A 17964-nucleotide genomic window follows, 5' to 3' on the forward strand; every position below is an offset into this window, starting at 1 on the left:
TTCTTAATTCCTAATTCCTAATTTCTCATTCCTCATTATTTATTCACCATTTATATAAATAAATTAGATCATGGTTGTTAGTAAAGAAAAAACTCCAACCGCTCAAGAAACCTTTATGCAAATGGCTCAGGCCGCTGGGCTTCGTAGTCGTTTGCTTATAACCCTCGGACTTTTAATCTTGATCCGTTTGGGGATTTATATACCGGTACCCGGAATTGATCGTCAAGCCTTTGAAGCAGCTGTACAAAATCTACCCTTTTTAGGATTTTTGAACATATTTACAGGAGGTGGTTTAACCACTGTCGGTATTTTTGCGTTGGGGATCTTGCCTTATATCAATGCTTCTATTATCTTACAGTTACTAACTTCTGCTGTACCAGCTTTGGAAGACTTACAAAAAAATGAAGGGGAAATAGGACGACGCAAAATAGCTCAAATTACCCGATATGTTGCTCTGGGGTGGGCAATTATTCAAAGTACCGGCATTACCGTTGGCTTACTTCGTCCTTATGCGATTAATGATACTCCTTGGTTTATTGTACAAACTGTATTGGCAATTACTGCAGGATCAATGTTCGTTATGTGGGTATCGGAGTTAATCACTGAAAGAGGTTTAGGAAATGGTGCTTCTTTATTGATTTTTGCCAATATCGTCGCTGTTTTACCAAAAACCCTCGGTGATACCATTGATTATGCCCAAACCGGAGGCAGACAGGCTATCGCCCAAGTAGTCATCTTGATCTTAGTATTCTTAGTGATGATCGTGGGTATCGTATTTGTCCAAGAAGGCACTCGCCGAATTCCGATTATTTCTGCTCGTCGTCAAGTAGGGCGCAGATTATACAGGGAAAGAACCAGTTACTTACCTTTACGACTAAATCAAGGGGGGGTAATGCCTATCATTTTTGCGTCAGCAGTGTTAGTTTTACCTTCATCTGTAGCCGGTTTTGCGGAAAAAAGTCCTTTTAATGCCATCTTAAATCAAGTGGCTTTAGCATTACGTCCGGGTACAGTCTGGTATGTAGTCACCTATTCTTTACTCATCATCTTCTTTAGTTATTTTTATGCTTCTTTGGTTTCTAATCCTGAAGATATAGCTCAAAACTTGAAGAAAATGGGAACAAGTATTCCGGGTATTCGTCCGGGTAAAGCGACGATCGCCTATTTAGAAGGAGTTTTAAACCGTCTTACCCTTTTAGGGGCGATATTTTTAACCATTGTAGCCACGGTACCAACTTTTGTGGAGAGTGCCACTGGGGTAACAACCTTTCAAGGTTTTGGTGCAACATCTTTATTAATTCTTGTAGGGGTTGCCATTGATACCGCAAAACAGGTTCAAACCTACGTCATCTCTCAACGTTATGAGGGCATGGTGAAACAATAATTTCAGAAGGCAGAGGGCAGAAGGCAGAGGGCAGGAGCTATAAATAATGAATAATTAGCTGTCAACTGTCAACTGTCAACTATTAAATGTCAACTGTTTATCGTCAATAAAAAAATGACAAAACTGATCTTTTTAGGTGCACCGGGTGCGGGTAAAGGTACTCAAGCTCAAATTCTTTCAGAAAATCTGGGTATTCCTCATATTTCTACTGGAGAAATTCTTAGAAATGCCATCGCCGTTGAAACTCCTTTAGGAATCAAGGCCAAAAGTTATGTTGATAACGGTGATTTAGTCCCAGATGAGCTAATTTTAGACTTAATCAAAGAAAGATTAGGACAAGAAGATGCTCTAGGGGGATGGATTCTCGACGGTTTTCCCCGGAATGTTCCTCAAGCAGATTTTTTAAGTAATCTTCTTCAGGAATTAAATCAAGTCTGTAACGGTGTTATTAATTTTGATGTACCTGATCATGTCTTATTAGAACGTCTCTTAAGTAGAGGCAGAAAAGACGATAACGAAGCGACTATTAGTAATCGTTTACAAGTTTATCATCAACAAACTGCACCCTTAATAGATTATTATGAAAAACATCAGTTATTAATCAATGTTAATGGCGATCGGGAACTTTCCCAAATCAGTGAAGAATTAGAAACCATAGTTAAATCCTAAAATGATCTACTTTGATTTTGAAGGGAAAATAGATTTGATAAAATCAACAAGGATTACATCAAACCAATAAAAGGATTATTACTATGTCCAAAAAAGATCTCATTGAAATGGAAGGAACTGTAACTGAATCACTACCAAACGCAATGTTTAGAGTAGATTTAGATAACGGTTTTAATGTATTGGCTCACATCGCTGGAAAAATTAGACGCAATTACATCAAAATTTTACCCGGTGATCGAGTAAAAGTCGAGTTAACTCCTTATGACTTAAGCAAAGGAAGAATCACTTATCGACTTAAAGGCAAAAAAGGATAATTTCATTGTAATGACTGAAAATATTTTTGAGCCCAAGTAATAATTCAATTCAATCACAATTAAGAGACAAAAAATCTCGAAAAATGAAAAAAAAAGAAAAATTACTTGACTTATATAACCAACCTATGTTTGACACAGGTGTCGAATCCTGTTATAATTAAAAGCTTGCAGTGTAAACTACTACTATGAAAGTAAGAGCATCAGTCAAAAAGATTTGCGACAAATGTCGAGTTATTCGTCGAAAAGGACGAGTGATGGTGATCTGTTCCAACCCCAAACATAAACAACGTCAGGGATAAATTATTAACCATCAGTGTAACTCATAAACACTGAAAATTGACTAAATTTATTGGCAATAATAGTGAGATAAACAAAGGAAACTAAAACATGGCAAGGATATCCGGTATTGACTTACCTCGTGATAAACGAGTAGAAATAGGACTTACCTACTTGTACGGCATTGGTTTAACAACATCTCAGAAAATTCTGGCAGCAACAGGGGTTAACCCAGATACGAGAGTCAGAGATTTAAACGATGAAGATATTGCTAAATTAAGAGCCTACATTGATGAAAATTTCCAAATTGAAGGGGATTTACGTCGTTTAGAAGCGATGAATATTAAGCGCTTAGGAGACATCGGTACTTATAGAGGTCGTCGTCACCGTCAGGGACTACCCTTGAGAGGACAAAGAACTCGTACTAACGCTAGAACTCGCAGAGGTCGTAAAGCTACCATCGCCGGGAAGAAAAAAGCGCCTAAGAAATAAATAAAAAGATAGTATTTTAGTATAAGTCATCTTGAATAAGGTTTTTGTTCAGGTTACTCAAAACCTAAGATCACCTTTTTATATATAGTTCGGTGATAACCCATCACCACTAAAAAAATTATTAATTCATCAAAAACTCCATAAACATAATCAGTTAAAGAGGTAAATTCGGCATGGCAAGACCCACCAAAAGGGGAGGACCAAAAAAACAAAAGAAAAACATTCCCAGTGGAGTAGCTTACATAAAATCTACTTTTAACAACACTATTGTTACCATTACAGATGCTACCGGTAATGTAATTTCATGGGCAACAGCGGGTTCAAGCGGTTTTAAAGGAGCAAAAAAAGGAACACCTTTTGCGGCTCAAACTGCGGCGGATAGTGCTGCTCGTGTGGCAATGGATAACGGAATGAAACAAGTAGATGTTATGGTGAGCGGTCCGGGTGCAGGTAGAGAAACCGCTATCAGAGCCTTACAAGGAGCAGGGTTAGAAATAACATTAATTCGGGATATTACCCCCATTCCTCATAACGGCTGTCGCCCCCCAAAAAGACGCAGAGTCTAAAATTATTCCATAGTCATGAATTCAAATTATCACTTGAGTTATTGATTATTAAAACCTTTGTATCTAAAACTGACATCATAAATCGAGGAAATAACCACTGTGGCTGTGTTTAAAATAGACTGCTTAGTAAATAAAACTCAAAAAAATCAAGGGCAATATGGCAAGTTTGTACTAGATCCTCTTGAAAGAGGTCAGGGTATCACTCTTGGTAACTCCTTGAGAAGAGTTCTGTTATCTAACTTAGAAGGAGCAGCAGTAACTGCCGTCAGAATTGCGGGGGTAAACCACGAGTTTGCGGTTGTCGAAGGGGTAAGAGAAGATGTGTTAGAAATAATGCTAAACATGAAAGGAGTGATTTTCAAAAGCTATACTCATACGCCCCAAATAGGTCGTTTAGTAGCTATTGGTCCTTGTACTGTTACCGCCGCACAGTTTGATCTGCCTTCAGAAATAGAAATAGTCGAACCTAGTCAGTATATTTGTACCTTGGGGAAAGGGGCAAAATTGGAAATGGAATTTCGAGTTGAGAAGGGTAAAGGTTATCGTGCTATTCAAAAGGGCAAGGATGAAACCAGTTCTCTCGACTTTTTGCAGATCGATTCTGTGTTTATGCCTGTCAATAAAGTTAACTTCACTGTTGATGAAATTCGCTCTGAAGGAGATTTAGCCGATCGCCTAATTTTGGAGATCTGGACTAATGGCAGTATTAAACCGGAAGAAGCTCTTTCTAATGCTTCAAGAATTTTAGTGGATCTATTTTCACCTTTAACTGATACAACCGGTATCACTGGTAAACTAGAAGAACCTGAAGAGCCTGAAGATCCAGCAAGTCAAATTCCTATCGAAGAATTAAATCTCTCAGTTCGAGCTTATAACTGTCTCAAACGAGCTCAAATTAATACCGTAGCTGATTTATTAGAGTATTCTCAGGATGATCTCTTAGAAATTAAGAATTTTGGTCAAAAATCGGCGGAAGAAGTAATAGAAGCTCTCCAACAGCGTTTAGGCATTACTTTAGCGGAGGGGAAAATCAAAGATCCACCTTCAGGAGATTTAATTGAAAGTGCTGATCCCGTTGCAACACCTTAGTATTCATGGCTAAGAGACTGGGAGACTGGGAGATTAGGAGACTAGGAGACTAGAAAGCTAGGAGACTAGAAGATTAAAAAACTAAAAAATTAGTGAATTAATTAATGATTTAAGGAGGAAATTAATGCGTCACCGTTGTAAAGTGCCTTTATTAGGCTTACCAGCAGATCAAAGAAAAGCCCTTCTTCGTGCGTTGACAACTCAACTATTGCGTGAAGGGGAAATTACAACTACTAAAGCTCGTGCTAAAGCGGTTCGTAGTACTACCGATAAAATGATCACTTTGGCTAAAGATGGTTCTCTATCTGCTAGACGTAGAGCATTGGGTTATGTCTATGATAAAGATTTAGTTAATGATATTTTTGCTAAAGCTCAAGAGCGTTATGCTAGTCGCAATGGTGGTTATACTCGTTTAGTCCGCACCAAAAATCGTCGTGGGGATAACTCTGAAATGGCTATTTTACAGTTAATCTAAATTTTGGTTAAGTCTTCTTTCATGAATAATAGCACCCTAGAAAAAACCAGAATTGCTCTTGTAATTCAATATTTAGGAGCTAATTATCATGGTTGGCAAAGACAGCCAAAATATAATAGTGTTCAGGCAGAAATAGAAAAAGCGATCGCCTCAGTGGTAGATCACCCCGTAATAATTCACGGTGCAGGTAGAACGGATAGCGGAGTCCATGCAGCGGCACAAGTAGCTCATTTTGATGTGAAATCTCGTGTACCACCTGATCGTTGGTCAAAAATCCTCAATGGATGTTTACCTGATGATATTGTTATTAGGGCATCGGCACAGGTAGCTTATAACTGGCACGCTTGTTTTGGAGCTTCCTATCGACGTTATCGTTATACTATATATACTGGTAAAATTCCTAATCTCTTTTTACAACCTTTTACTTGGCACTACTATCATCACTCTTTAGATGAATCTTTGATTCAAGAAGCTCTCAATCCTTTGCTAGGGGTTCATGATTTAAGTGCTTTTCGTCGGGCAGGTTCTAAACGTTTACACTCTATTTTAGAAGTGCAAGAAGTTAGTTGTCAGCGAAAAGAAGACTTGATACATATAGAAATACAAGCTAGTGGTTTTTTGTATGGCATGGTAAGACTATTAGTGGGGATGTTAGTAGAAGTGGGTGCAAAAACAAGGTCTTTGTCAGAGTTTCATGATATTTGGCGAAATCATCGCCGAGACTTAGTGAAATATTCTGCTCCTGCAAAAGGATTATGTTTATTAAGAGTAGGTTATCCGAATTTTCCGATATCTGAACCGATTTGGTTTAATACTCAACCTATTTTTACTTTTAGTTAAAAAGTTTTTATTAAAATGAATAAAACACCAGTTCCTAAATTAGAAGATTTAGAAAAAAAATGGTTTATTGTTGATGCCCAAGATCAACGCCTCGGTAGATTAGCTACGGAAATTGCTAACGTTTTAAGAGGTAAAAATAAACCTACTTTCACCCCTCACTTAGATACAGGGGATTTTGTCATCGTAGTTAATGCTGAAAAAGTTGTTGTTACAGGTAAAAAAGGAGAACAAAAACTCTATCGTCGTCATTCAGGGCGACCAGGTGGTATGAAAATCGAAACTTTCGATAAATTACAAAAACGTATTCCTGAAAGAATTATTGAAACTGCCGTTAAAGGTATGTTACCGAAAAATAGCTTAGGTAGAACTTTGTTCACCAAACTTAAAGTTTATAGTGGCTCTGCTCATCCTCATACTGCACAACAACCCGAAGTATTAACCATTAACACTATTCCAGGGGGCGATAAATAATGTCAGACAAAGTAGTTTATCTTGGTACAGGTCGTCGTAAATCTTCTGTTGCTAGAGTTCGCCTCGTACCGGGTACAGGTGCTGTTAAAGTTAATAACAGAGAAGGTTCTGAATATTTCCAACAAATTCAAGATTATATTCAAGCCTTAAAAGCTCCTTTAGAAACTTTAGGGTTAGAAAACGAGTATGATATTTTGGTTAATTCCCATGGGGGAGGCTTAACCGGTCAATCTGATGCCGTTAAATTAGGGGTTGCCCGAGCATTATGTCAACTTGATCCTGAAAATCGTCAACCTCTGAAAGTCGAAGGTTACTTAACTCGTGATCCTCGTGCTAAAGAACGGAAGAAATACGGTTTACATAAAGCTCGTAAAGCTCCTCAATACTCGAAACGTTAATTTTTTCGGGTATCTCGCCCTACTGACAGAGATAAGTTTTTTACACTTTGGTGTTGGTGAAGACTTGGGTAGAACTGGGATAGAAAAATGAACAAGGGAGAAAAACCTACAAAACAAGTTGGGTTAAGTATATTACAAAAATCCCTAAAAAGACTATTTTTTGTGTATAACATCTTCCTTGTTTCCTTGTATTGCCCTAACCCAATTATTAAAAACCTGCCCTTTGTGAGATCTCCCTTTAACTTCCTTGAGTAAGGGGGAATTATCCGTTAACCCTTGTTCGTAAGGGTAGAAATTATTTTTTTGTAGATTATTTATATTAGAAGGAAATTAAAATTATGCCAAAAGAAGGAATTCACCCCCAATGGTATCCCGATGCCAGAGTTATTTGTAATGGGGAAGAAATTATGCGTGTTGGTTCAACTCAACCGGAAATCAATGTAGAGGTTTGGTCTGGTAATCATCCTTTTTACACAGGCACTCAAAAAATTATTGATACTGAAGGTAGAGTCGATCGTTTCTTGCGTAAATACGGTATGCTCAGTGGTAAACAACAAAATACTGAAGCAGAAACAAAATAAAAATCAATCTTGTTTAATTAAGATAAAAACCCTAGCAGTTGACAACTCCCCGCCTATCACGGCTAGGATTCTTCCTTCACTGAGTGATGCCTTGTAAAAGCAGTACCTTTACTCGGTCTTACTCTCTCTCCAGAAGCTATAGCGATGTGTCCCACCATTTTTAAAATACGCAAACCTTCATCCCTGATATTGATAGCGGCATTAATATCCCTGTCATGTATCGTTCCACAGTTCGGACATTGCCACACTCTAATATCTAAACTTAAATTATCTATTTGATGTAAGCAGTTATTACAGATTTTAGAACTAGGGTAAAATCTATCTACTTCAAGGTAAATTTTACCTGTATTAAACGTGCTGGAGGTTGGCTTAAAACAGCAATAGAGCTGGGATGGAAGCCAAATGGCTCTATAACCAACACCACAAAAGCCGAGAAAGATACTTTTAAGGAATGGTTTACCGAAGCTCGTAAAAAAGGATTAGTTACAGCAAGTCAGAATAGTAAGAATGGTATCTTAGTTTACACAAAGGATATTGATAAATTATATAAACCATTAAAAGGAAAACGAGAAAAAAAACCAAGAACAGACAGAAAAAAAGCAAGAAAATTATATTTAGCAGTGGCGAAAAAGAAAAAAACGACGAGAAAAGAAAGATGAAAGATAATCAAACAACAATTAAAATATGTCGAGAAAAACTTGGGGTACATAGAAGACTTACAACAGAAAGTAAATGAAGAAGAAATATTAAGTAAAAAAGAAAGAGAAAAAAAAGAAATAATCAAGGAATTATATCGACAGCAAAAGGAAATGTACGAAGAAAATAAACAAAAAATAGAAAATAGAATAGTTAGTATAGAACAACCTCAAATCAGACCAATAGTAAGGGGTAAAACAAGAATGCCAGTGGAATTTGGAGCAAAAATATCCAGATCTTATGTAGGATTTGTATTTTTAGACTATTTAGAATGGTCAAATTTTGCGGAATCAAAATATTTAAAAGAACAGGGAGAAAAATATTATCAAATGTGGGGATATTATCCAGAATCGATACATGTAGATAAAATATATAGAACGAGAGAAAATCGAAAATATTGCCAAGAAAAAGGAATAAGAATGAGTGGACCAAAATTAGGAAGACCAAGTAAAAATATAAGTCCAGAGGAGAAAAAACAAAGCCAAATAGATGAAAGAATCAGAAATAGAGTAGAAGGAAAATTTGGAGAAGGAAAAAGAAGATATGGACTGAATTTAATCAAAACAAAATTAAAAGAAACATCAGAAACAAAGATAGCAATGGGAATATTTGTAATGAATTTAATGACCCTTGTAAGAAGGGTATTAAGGGAATTTTTGTGTCCTTTTTTGCAAAAACAATTAAAAATGAGGCTAAATAATCAGAATAAATTATGTATATGGAATATAGAGCCAAGATCAAATTATGTTTTAGCGAAGTTATATGTATATAATGTTGAGATGGTGTGATTTTTTCGACTTTTTCAGCAGACTCTAGTTAAACGTTATATACATTGTAAACGAGATAATAGAAGGACAGGGTTTTAAACCCAAAATTTTGATAAATTTGGGGGAAATCTGACTATTACCGCAGTATTACCCGAAGCCAAAATTTGAATGATTGTTCTAACCATGATGAACTTTAGTAAGATTGCCTAAGCCATCTATCGGATTTGAACCGATGACCTACTGATTACAAATCAGTTGCTCTACCACTGAGCCAAGATGGCAATAATCTTTACAGTAACTTAAAAAATCAATTTGATCTCATTTTTGACTGCCTTTATTATTATAACAAATCATCTTGGGTAATTGTCAAGGTAATATTGTTTAATTTTTTCTTTCTTTAGATTTTTATTTGATAAATTTCTTTTTTTTGTTGATTATTCTCTTGAGTAATTACAATTATTTTATCTTTATTTAAAGGGGCGATCGCTTTGATAGTTTTTTTGATATTTGTTTCTCCTAAATAATTACCATTAAAGTCTAATAAAGCAATATTACCTGATAAATTAGCACAGAGAAAACCCCAGGGACTAGGTAGCCAAAAACTAGCCTTAAAACCTAGGGGAATACGATGAACGGCAAAAGGCTCAAATTTAATGAAAACTAAATTATCTGTCTGTTTTTCTTTGGTTAAAAATGTTTTTAATTGCCCTTGATGATGGACTATCTTATCTAAAGATAAAGAGACGTTATAACTATCTTGCCAACTACCACGACGATTAAAAAAACGAAAAAATGTCTGGTTTTTATTTATTTCTCTTTGATGGTAAATAACTAAACCATGACGAGAATCAATAGCAATAATTTGTTGAGGAAAAAAGTCTTTAATTAAAGGTGTAATAGGAATTAATGTTTTGGTTTTAATGACTTGAAAACTTTGTTCATCTTTCCACCGTTTACTAATGGCAAACCAATTATTATTATGAGCTACTCCATAGGTTAAATATTCACTTTCAATATTGATTAAAATTTTGAGATCACCATTAAAGACATTACAATACAATAAAGAATATTTATTATAATCTGATAAATTACGAGTATTAACGATACAGCCTGAGTCAATAGTTTGTATATCAATAAGTTTATTATTTAATTGATGTTTAACAATAGATTTTAAACTAATTTTATCATGATTATCTTCTTGATAATTTTCGATCATTAAGGTTTGTGAGTTGCTCTGGTAAATAAAGTTATCTTTAACGGTTAAAAAATTAATATATTCTTCTAGAAATTCTTGATAAACTAAATCGAAACTAATAATTTTTTGAGGTATTTGATCATATAAAGATAAATTTTGACTCTGTAATTCTAAGGTGGCGTTAAGAATTGTTGTTTTCATTTCTTGGGCTGTACGAAAACGATGTTGCGGTAATTTTTGCAACGCTTTTTTTAAAATTAATTCTAAAGAGGATGGTAAATTTTCAGGAAATTGAGGAGTATGATTAAGATGTCCTACCATAATTTCATGAGGACTACCGCTAAAAGGGCGATTACCAATGAGTAATTCATATAACATAATCCCCATACTATAAATATCTGAACTATAAGAGTATTTACCATAAAATTGTTCTGGTGCCATATAAGCTGGTGAGCCAGTGTCACCCATTGTACTTATATTAAGTTCTTTATCTTCTAATTCAATTTTAGCCACACCAAAATCGGATATTTTCGCTCTCCAACCTTGAGGAATTACAGATAATAAGATATTTTCGGGCTTTAAATCTCGATGAATAATGCCTTGGGTATGGGCATAATTTAACCCGTCTAAAATATCGGTAATCAATTTTAACTTTTGCTCAATAGTAAGATTTACTTCAGTTTCTAATAAGTCTCTTAAAGTGCCACCTTCACAGTATTCTATTACTAAATGTCTTCCACGAGAATTGTGTTCAATTCCTTGACAACAAACTATGTTAGGATGTTCTAAACTCAAAAGAATGCGCATTTCTCGTAAAAATTTTTTGGTGGAGAATTTCTCTGGATTAAATTCTTTTAGGGCAACTAATTCCCCCGTTTGACGATGAATGGCAGTATATACTTTTCCAAATTGCCCTTCACCCACTAAGTTTAATGATCTATAGTGAGAATTTTTCACAATCTTTATCTTTATATAAATGATAATAATTTGCTAGATCATATCATTACTATAAGTAAGCCTATATCCGTGAAAATTCGGAAATTATTTCAGTGACATTTAGTATATGATTGTATTGATAACATCAAAAATTAATGATTATTATGGCTACTCCTGAATTAACCTCTGAAGATTTACAAACAGATTTTGATAGTTTAAATTTACCCCAAAATACTTATAAGGATCAAATTGAAACTGTTATCTATAGCTTAGAAGAAAATGATAGTGCTATGGTACAAGCCACAGAAGATGGTTATATTTGGAAGTTTCAATATGGTACGATAGAGGTTTTTGTACAGTTAACGGGTGAAACTGATGAAGATTTATTCACGGTATGGGCGAAGGTTTTATCTTTACCTGCTAAAAATGAGCTTCAATTATTCCGTAAGTTAATGGAATTGAATTGGAGTGGTACTTTTGAAACTTGTTTCTCCCTATTTAATGATCAAATTGTAGTTTCTACTCAACGCACTGTAGATGATCTTTCTCCGGCAGAAATTTCCCGTGCTATAACTTTAGTGGCTACTATTGCTGATGAATATGATGAACCATTACAGGCAGAATATTTATAATCTTCAATATGCACAAACATCTTTTAGTTACGGGCGGTGCTGGGTTTATCGGCTCTAATTTTGTTAATTATTGGCACGAAAAACATCCTCAAGATAAAATTATTGTCTTGGATGCCCTAACTTATGCGGGAAATCGTCAAAATTTAATTAACCTTGAAAATAGCCCCAATTTTTTCTTTATTCACGGTGATATTTGCGATCGCCCATTAGTTGATAATTTATTGGAAGCAGAAAAAATCACGACTATCGCCCATTTTGCGGCAGAATCTCATGTTGATCGTTCAATTTTAACTCCTTCTACCTTTATTCAAACTAATATTATCGGCACTTTTACTTTACTAGAGAGTTTCCGTCATTATTGGCAAAAACAAAATCAACCCTCAGCATATCGTTTTCTTCACGTCTCTACTGATGAAGTTTATGGTAGTTTAAAAGCCCATGAATCAGCTTTTAAGGAAAATACACCCTATGCCCCTAATAGCCCTTATTCTGCTTCAAAAGCCGGAAGTGATCACTTAGTACGAGCTTATTATCATACCTATAATTTACCGACAATAATCACCAATTGCTCCAATAATTATGGTGCTTATCATTTTCCTGAAAAACTTATTCCTTTAATGTGTATTAACATTTTATTAGGTAAATCTTTACCTGTCTATGGTGATGGGCAAAATATCCGTGATTGGTTATACGTTAAAGATCATTGTAGTGCATTAGATGTAGTCTTAAATAAAGGAAAAGAGGGAGAAACCTATAATATTGGTGGTAATAACGAAGTAAAAAATATTGATTTGGTGGAGTTAATCTGTCAAATTATGGATGAGATTGCTCCGAATTTACCCGTAAAACCTGCTAATCAATTAATAACTTATGTGAAAGATAGAGCAGGACACGATCGCCGTTATGCCATTGATAGTAGTAAGTTACAAAAAGAATTAGGTTGGAAACCTAAAGCAACCTTAGAATCAGGTTTAAGAAGTACTTTACAATGGTATATCAATAATCAACAATGGTGGCAACCGCTTTTATCCACTGATTATCAAAAATATTATCAACAGGTTTATGGAACTTTTAAATAAAATAAAAAGGAATTATTAAAATTTTTTGTCAAGATGACTATAGCGAATTAAAGCATAACTGATAGCCAGACAAAGAATAGCAAATCCAAGAGCAATTAAGTCAAATTTATCGTATTTACTAGGATCAAAAATTATAATTTTTCTGGCAACGGCAATCAAAGCGGTGGTTAAAACTAATTCTAATTGAACAATATGTTTTCTTAGATAAACTGTTATATTTTCTAATAATTCAAGGGCTATTAATATGTTTAAAAAAAAGCCAAAAAGTTCTATTAAGGTTCTGTTAAAAAAGCCGATGGGCTCTATAAATAAATCTGTTATTAAGATGATGACTAAATCATATAAAGAAACAAGAATAACAATTATAAGAGCAAGAGAAAGAACTTTAGAAACTACATTTTCTGTGACATGAATTAATTTTAAAAAATTTCTGTCTTTAAAAAAATCCTGAAACCAAGACCAAAATTTAGCCATACTTTATATAAATAATAAGTAATAAATAATAAGTAATAAGTAATAGGTAATAGGTAATGAACAATCAGGAATGAAAAATTAAAAATTAAAAATGATCAAAAAATACTACTTCTGATATATCTAATTGCCCTGCCCTATCTCTAGCTGGTTTAAGAGCTTTACCGACAACAATCATAAAACCAAGTACATAATCATCTGGCAAATTAATGATTTGTGCTACTTTTGTGCTATCAAAACCAATCATTGGACAAGTATCATAACCCATAGCCTTTGCTGTTAACATAATAGTTTGTCCTGCAATACCTGCCGATCGCATAGCTTCATCTCGCTGTAATTGAGGATTATTTTGATAAAATCCGCCAATCATTGGCACAATTTGGGCTTGTACTTGCTCAGGAGCATTTTTCCAGTATCTTTGAGGCTCTTTTGCCCAAGCATTCAAATCACCACAAACTAAGATGACAATAGAAGCATCAGAAACTTGAGCTTGATTAAAGGAAGCTGCTTTTAATTCTTCTTTAACAGCTGGATCTTTTACTACGACAAAACGCCAATTTTGAATATTAAAAGAAGTAGGAGAGAGTAAAGTATATTCCAATAAAGTATTAATTTCTTCTGTCGTCATCTCATGATGGGGGTCATAATGTTTAACAGATCTTCTTTCTTTGATAGCATCTAAGGTATTCATGAATAATTCTCCGATTAAAATTATTGACATTCTACCTTTTTCTGTTCTATTTTGTATATAGCAATCCTAAATTATTGGTGAAGAATTAAAGATTAAAAAATAAATCTGTAAATCTTACTATACTTTAAAGCTGACCACTGAAATCTGATAGCTAACACCTCTTTAAATCTCACAACTCCCATAGGATTGCTATAGAAACTTTACCATATTACTTTTGTGCAACATTTAATCAAAATTTTTAGGTACAATTTCCTGAAAATTGATCTAACTATCATTAATTCTATTAGGAAAAATATATATTACAAATAAAATGTAATGACTTTTACAAAAATTGATTGAGTAACAGTGTTAGAAAATAACAGGAAAATTGTATAAGCTATATAGATAAATAATAAAAATAGAGGAGTTATCAATTTGAAAAAGATAGAAGCTATTATTCGTCCTTTTAAATTAGATGAAGTTAAAATCGCTTTAGTTAACGCTGGAATAGTCGGTATGACGGTTTCTGAAGTGCGTGGTTTTGGTCGTCAAAAAGGACAAACTGAGCGTTATCGTGGTTCAGAATATACTGTTGAGTTTTTACAGAAGCTCAAAATTGAAATTGTAGTTGAAGACAATCAAGTTGACATGGTGGTAGATAAAGTTGTCCAAGCATCCCGCACTGGGGAAATCGGCGACGGCAAAATCTTTATTTCTCCCATTGAAGAAACTATCCGTATTAGAACGGGTGAGAAAAACTTAGAAGCTATTTAATTGTAATCAATTTTTAGTACGGTGGGGTAGATTTGGCACAAAAATTGTTGCTGATTCTACCCTCAATTTTAAGAGTATTATTTTTATCAACTGCTATCGCCATTAATCATTGAATGAATCTGAGAATCAGTAAAAAAAAAAGAGCCTTTGAAATATTAACTATCCTAAAACAACTTTATCCGGATGCTACTTGTAGTCTTGATTATCAAACCCCATTACAACTTTTAGTCGCTACAATTTTATCGGCTCAATGTACTGATGAAAGAGTAAACAAAGTTACTCCTGCTTTATTTTCAAGATTTCCTGATGCCCAAAGTTTTGCAAAAGCTGATAGAAAAGAAATTGAGATATTAATTCATTCCACAGGTTTTTATCGTAACAAAGCCAAAAATATTCAAAATGCTTGTATTAAAATAGTTAATGATTTTAACGGTAATGTACCTCAAACTATGACAGAATTGTTAACTTTAGCTGGAGTTGCCCGAAAAACCGCTAATGTGGTCTTGGCTCACGCTTTTGGTATCATTGAAGGGGTGACGGTGGATACTCACGTTAAAAGACTCAGTAACCGTCTAGGATTGACGAAAAAACAGAATCCTGTACAAATTGAGCAAGATTTAATCAAGTTATTACCACAACCTGAGTGGGAAAATTTTTCTATAAGTATTATTTATCATGGTAGGGCGATATGTAACGCTCGGAAACCTTTATGTCATCAATGTTCGTTAGCCCATTTATGCACATTTTTTCAAACAGAACAAAACAAAATTAAAGAATAACTACTTTTGGTTTAATTAATTTTACATCTTCATTTATTCTTAATTCACTGATACCGATAAATTCAGAAATATAATTATAAGTACGATAAAATTGCTCATTATTTTTTTCATTGCTCATTATTTTTTGTCCTTGACACCATCGTTGACTCTCATCTTCATTGAGGTTAATTATGGGTAAATTCTGTAGGGGATAATCAAGATTAATTAAGGATAACTTATTCTCTTCTTGTTGTTTAATTATTTCCTCAAAATTTAAGCTATTTTCTATGTCCATTCCACAGCTAAGAGTTCTATTTAAAGATGATAAAGTCGCCCCTGTTCCTAATTTTTCTCCCAAATCACGAGCTAGAGATCTAATATAAGTTCCACTACCACAAAACACCTGTAAATCTAACTCTGGAAATTCGCCACTGTGCCAATGTAAAATATCAATTTTAGTTATTTCTACTTCTCGTTTTGGTATATCTATTATTTGTCCTTTTCTGGCTAATTCATATAATTTTTTCCCCCCTTGTTTTATGGCACTATAAGCGGGAGGAATCTGCTCAATTTTACCGATAAAATCTTTTAAATAAGGAGTAATTTTTTCTAAAGTTAAATCAAAAGCTGAAGTTTTTTTGATAATATCTCCTTCTAAATCATCAGTAGTGGTAACAATTCCAAATCTAATTTTAGCTTGATAAGCCTTCGCTGTTGGTAAAAATTGTAATAATCTAGTCGCTTTACCAATGGCTATAGGTAAAACACCGGTAGCTAAAGGATCTAAAGTACCACCATGACCGATTTTTTTCGTTTTTAAGATCTTTCTCAATTTAGCAACACAATCATGAGAAGTGAAATTTTGGGGTTTATTTAAGTTTAGAAAACCATCCATTGATTAATTGGAAATGAGGAATGAGGAATGAGGAATAAAGAATGAAGAATCAGCAAGGGGTTTAAACCCTTTGTTAAGAATCAAGAATGAGTAATAATTGTGGAATAGACAAGATGTGCTAATTGTTAATTTTTAATTGCTAATTGCTAATTGCTAATTTTTTATTCAGTTAATCCAAAAACACGATTAATGGATTTTTCGACTTTGTAGCCCGAATCAATGGATTCTAAAGGATCTTTTCTTAAACGATGACGCAAACACAAAGGCATCACACGACGAATATCATCTGCTGTAACTTCTGTACGAGATTCAAAGGCAGCTAAGGCTTTAGCGGCACGATTAGTAACAATATCTCCTCTTAAACCGTCAATATCTAATTCTGAACAAATTTCCGATACTTTCACTCGAATATCATAATCCATCGTTACTTTTGGTAATAATTCTTGAGCTTGTACTAATTTTTTTTGTAATTCTTGTTGTTGTGATTCATATTGAGTCAAGAAACCTTGAGGATCACGATCAAATTCTCCTCTTTGTTCAACTATTTGGACTCTTAAATCAGGCTCTTTGACTGTGCGTATCTCTGCGTGCATTCCAAAACGATCGAGTAATTGAGGGCGTAATTCACCTTCTTCAGGATTGCCTGAACCTACCAAGACAAAACGGGCAGGGTGACGAATAGAAATTCCTTCTCTTTCTACCGTATTCCACCCACTAGCGGCGGAGTCTAGTAGTACATCAACTAAGTGATCATCAAGTAAGTTAACTTCGTCAACATAGAGAATACCACGATTAGCTTTAGCTAGTAATCCGGGTTCAAAGGCTTTTACTCCTTCAGAAAGTGCTTTTTCAATGTCTATCGTACCACATACTCGATCTTCCGTTGCACCTAAAGGTAAATCAACCATTGGCACTTTTTTTTGAATAATTGTTAATTCTTCTTGACGATCAATTTTGTCTCGAATATCATCAGCCATCATTTCGACATCGATAGGAGAGGAGTTAAAAGGATCACCTGCTACTACGTCAATCTCTGGTAATAAGTCCGCTAAAGCCCTAATAGTTGTAGATTTTCCCGTACCTCGATCGCCCATAATCATCACTCCGCCAATTTTAGGATCAATGACGTTAAGTAATAAAGCAAGTTTCATTTGTTCTTGTCCGACAATAGCGGTAAAAGGAAAAACGACACGACGATTTTTAGGAGGGGCTTGTAAAGTTGCGGTCATAATTTTTTATAAAAAGATTTACTTAGAATTAAATTTAATCAGTGCATTATAAGCATAACCTTTTTATCATATTCGTTTGTTCAAAACCCGTCAACTAAGCTGAAAATTTAATTTACTGATTTTATTCTTAGAATGTTACAAGCATACATTTATTTTCGTAATATAGCATTCCTAAATCATTGGTGAGAATATAATTTTCATAACAGCTTGATAGTATTTCTGTAACTCATGCTCAGTGGGAACTTTTGGCAATTTCTTTTCCGAATGAGTTAGCTCAATATTTAATATCAGGTTCGATTAAATAGTT

General features: G+C 34.3%; 22 protein-coding genes, 1 tRNA gene and 1 pseudogene. 17 read left to right on the forward strand and 7 right to left on the reverse strand.

Translation table 11 applies throughout. From position 1 onward, the window contains the following. Positions 1 to 70 precede the first annotated feature (70 nt). The 12 genes from secY (at position 71) to rpmE (ending at position 7555) form a co-directional block, all read left to right on the forward strand. Positions 71 to 1384 (forward strand): preprotein translocase subunit SecY, encoded by a 1314-nt coding sequence (gene secY, locus FWJ34_RS02255; RefSeq protein ID WP_308253708.1) that lies wholly within the window; start codon positions 71 to 73, stop codon positions 1382 to 1384. 114 nt (positions 1385 to 1498) lie between these two features. After that, complete coding sequence (locus FWJ34_RS02260) at positions 1499 to 2053, forward strand: adenylate kinase (protein ID WP_308253709.1); 555 nt, start codon at positions 1499 to 1501, stop codon at positions 2051 to 2053. Positions 2054 to 2136: 83 nt separating this feature from the next. Next, positions 2137 to 2367 carry a translation initiation factor IF-1 gene (gene infA, locus FWJ34_RS02265; RefSeq protein WP_017296423.1) on the forward strand — a complete coding sequence of 77 codons (231 nt, stop codon included), beginning with the start codon at positions 2137 to 2139 and terminating at the stop codon, positions 2365 to 2367. 185 nt (positions 2368 to 2552) lie between these two features. Then, complete coding sequence (gene rpmJ / locus FWJ34_RS02270; RefSeq protein WP_071590996.1) at positions 2553 to 2666, forward strand: 50S ribosomal protein L36; 114 nt, start codon at positions 2553 to 2555, stop codon at positions 2664 to 2666. Between the two features lie 88 nt (positions 2667 to 2754). Continuing rightward, complete coding sequence (gene rpsM / locus FWJ34_RS02275) at positions 2755 to 3135, forward strand: 30S ribosomal protein S13 (protein ID WP_308253710.1); 381 nt, start codon at positions 2755 to 2757, stop codon at positions 3133 to 3135. Positions 3136 to 3308: 173 nt separating this feature from the next. Then, positions 3309 to 3701: a 30S ribosomal protein S11 gene (gene rpsK, locus FWJ34_RS02280; protein WP_308253711.1), complete on the forward strand. Its 393-nt coding sequence runs from the start codon at positions 3309 to 3311 to the stop codon at positions 3699 to 3701. 99 nt (positions 3702 to 3800) lie between these two features. Beyond that, on the forward strand, positions 3801 to 4790 hold the full coding sequence (locus tag FWJ34_RS02285) for a DNA-directed RNA polymerase subunit alpha (RefSeq protein WP_308253712.1): 990 nt from the start codon (positions 3801 to 3803) through the stop codon (positions 4788 to 4790). A gap of 124 nt (positions 4791 to 4914) precedes the next feature. Next, a complete protein-coding gene (gene rplQ / locus FWJ34_RS02290) occupies positions 4915 to 5265 on the forward strand; it encodes a 50S ribosomal protein L17 (RefSeq protein WP_308253713.1) in 351 nt (116 codons plus the stop codon). A 21-nt stretch (positions 5266 to 5286) separates the two neighbouring features. Then, complete coding sequence (gene truA / locus FWJ34_RS02295; protein WP_308253714.1) at positions 5287 to 6105, forward strand: tRNA pseudouridine(38-40) synthase TruA; 819 nt, start codon at positions 5287 to 5289, stop codon at positions 6103 to 6105. Positions 6106 to 6120: 15 nt separating this feature from the next. After that, positions 6121 to 6576 carry a 50S ribosomal protein L13 gene (gene rplM, locus FWJ34_RS02300; protein WP_308253715.1) on the forward strand — a complete coding sequence of 152 codons (456 nt, stop codon included), beginning with the start codon at positions 6121 to 6123 and terminating at the stop codon, positions 6574 to 6576. Continuing rightward, on the forward strand, positions 6576 to 6974 hold the full coding sequence (gene rpsI / locus FWJ34_RS02305) for a 30S ribosomal protein S9 (protein ID WP_308253716.1): 399 nt from the start codon (positions 6576 to 6578) through the stop codon (positions 6972 to 6974). Before rplM ends, rpsI begins: the two co-directional genes overlap by 1 nt. Before the next feature lie 338 nt (positions 6975 to 7312). Beyond that, positions 7313 to 7555, forward strand: coding sequence for a 50S ribosomal protein L31 (rpmE, locus tag FWJ34_RS02310; RefSeq protein ID WP_308253717.1), 243 nt, complete (start codon positions 7313 to 7315; stop codon positions 7553 to 7555). Positions 7556 to 7617: 62 nt separating this feature from the next. Here the strand turns inward: rpmE and FWJ34_RS02315 are convergent. Then, positions 7618 to 7899 (reverse strand): annotated as a pseudogene (locus tag FWJ34_RS02315) (zinc ribbon domain-containing protein); the annotation flags it as partial. A gap of 354 nt (positions 7900 to 8253) precedes the next feature. Between FWJ34_RS02315 and FWJ34_RS02320 the strand changes: the two are divergent. Next, positions 8254 to 9039, forward strand: coding sequence for a transposase (locus tag FWJ34_RS02320; protein ID WP_396231609.1), 786 nt, complete (start codon positions 8254 to 8256; stop codon positions 9037 to 9039). Between the two features lie 188 nt (positions 9040 to 9227). Here the strand turns inward: FWJ34_RS02320 and FWJ34_RS02325 are convergent. Continuing rightward, positions 9228 to 9299 (reverse strand) — tRNA-Thr (locus FWJ34_RS02325). Between the two features lie 116 nt (positions 9300 to 9415). Continuing rightward, positions 9416 to 11170: a protein kinase domain-containing protein gene (locus FWJ34_RS02330; RefSeq protein ID WP_308253718.1), complete on the reverse strand. Its 1755-nt coding sequence runs from the start codon at positions 11168 to 11170 to the stop codon at positions 9416 to 9418. A gap of 143 nt (positions 11171 to 11313) precedes the next feature. Between FWJ34_RS02330 and FWJ34_RS02335 the strand changes: the two genes are divergently transcribed. Both FWJ34_RS02335 and rfbB read left to right on the forward strand, forming a co-directional pair. Continuing rightward, on the forward strand, positions 11314 to 11781 hold the full coding sequence (locus tag FWJ34_RS02335; protein ID WP_308253741.1) for a YbjN domain-containing protein: 468 nt from the start codon (positions 11314 to 11316) through the stop codon (positions 11779 to 11781). A gap of 8 nt (positions 11782 to 11789) precedes the next feature. Continuing rightward, entirely contained in the window at positions 11790 to 12860 is a 1071-nt protein-coding gene (gene rfbB, locus FWJ34_RS02340; protein WP_308253719.1) for a dTDP-glucose 4,6-dehydratase, read from the forward strand. 15 nt (positions 12861 to 12875) lie between these two features. On the opposite strand, the gene FWJ34_RS02345 is transcribed toward rfbB, so the two are convergent. After that, positions 12876 to 13334: a phosphate-starvation-inducible PsiE family protein gene (locus tag FWJ34_RS02345; RefSeq protein ID WP_308253720.1), complete on the reverse strand. Its 459-nt coding sequence runs from the start codon at positions 13332 to 13334 to the stop codon at positions 12876 to 12878. Positions 13335 to 13419: 85 nt separating this feature from the next. Beyond that, entirely contained in the window at positions 13420 to 14052 is a 633-nt protein-coding gene (locus FWJ34_RS02350) for a nitroreductase family protein (RefSeq protein ID WP_308253721.1), read from the reverse strand. Between the two features lie 384 nt (positions 14053 to 14436). On the opposite strand from FWJ34_RS02350, the gene FWJ34_RS02355 reads away from it, so the two are divergent. Beyond that, the gene (locus FWJ34_RS02355) at positions 14437 to 14775 is read left to right on the forward strand and encodes a P-II family nitrogen regulator (RefSeq protein ID WP_308253722.1); all 339 of its coding nucleotides are present in this window, start codon (positions 14437 to 14439) and stop codon (positions 14773 to 14775) included. 113 nt (positions 14776 to 14888) lie between these two features. Next, complete coding sequence (gene nth, locus FWJ34_RS02360) at positions 14889 to 15554, forward strand: endonuclease III (protein WP_308253723.1); 666 nt, start codon at positions 14889 to 14891, stop codon at positions 15552 to 15554. Here the strand turns inward: nth and truB are convergent. After that, positions 15544 to 16428 (reverse strand): tRNA pseudouridine(55) synthase TruB, encoded by an 885-nt coding sequence (gene truB, locus FWJ34_RS02365; RefSeq protein ID WP_308253724.1) that lies wholly within the window; start codon positions 16426 to 16428, stop codon positions 15544 to 15546. The two genes, nth and truB, sit on opposite strands and share 11 nt — an antisense overlap. 161 nt (positions 16429 to 16589) lie before the next feature. After that, a complete protein-coding gene (gene bchI, locus FWJ34_RS02370) occupies positions 16590 to 17657 on the reverse strand; it encodes a magnesium chelatase ATPase subunit I (protein ID WP_308253725.1) in 1068 nt (355 codons plus the stop codon). Between the last annotated feature and the right edge of the window lie 307 nt (positions 17658 to 17964).

This window comes from Geminocystis sp. GBBB08 (assembly GCF_016743215.1).
Taxonomy (GTDB): domain Bacteria; phylum Cyanobacteriota; class Cyanobacteriia; order Cyanobacteriales; family Cyanobacteriaceae; genus Geminocystis.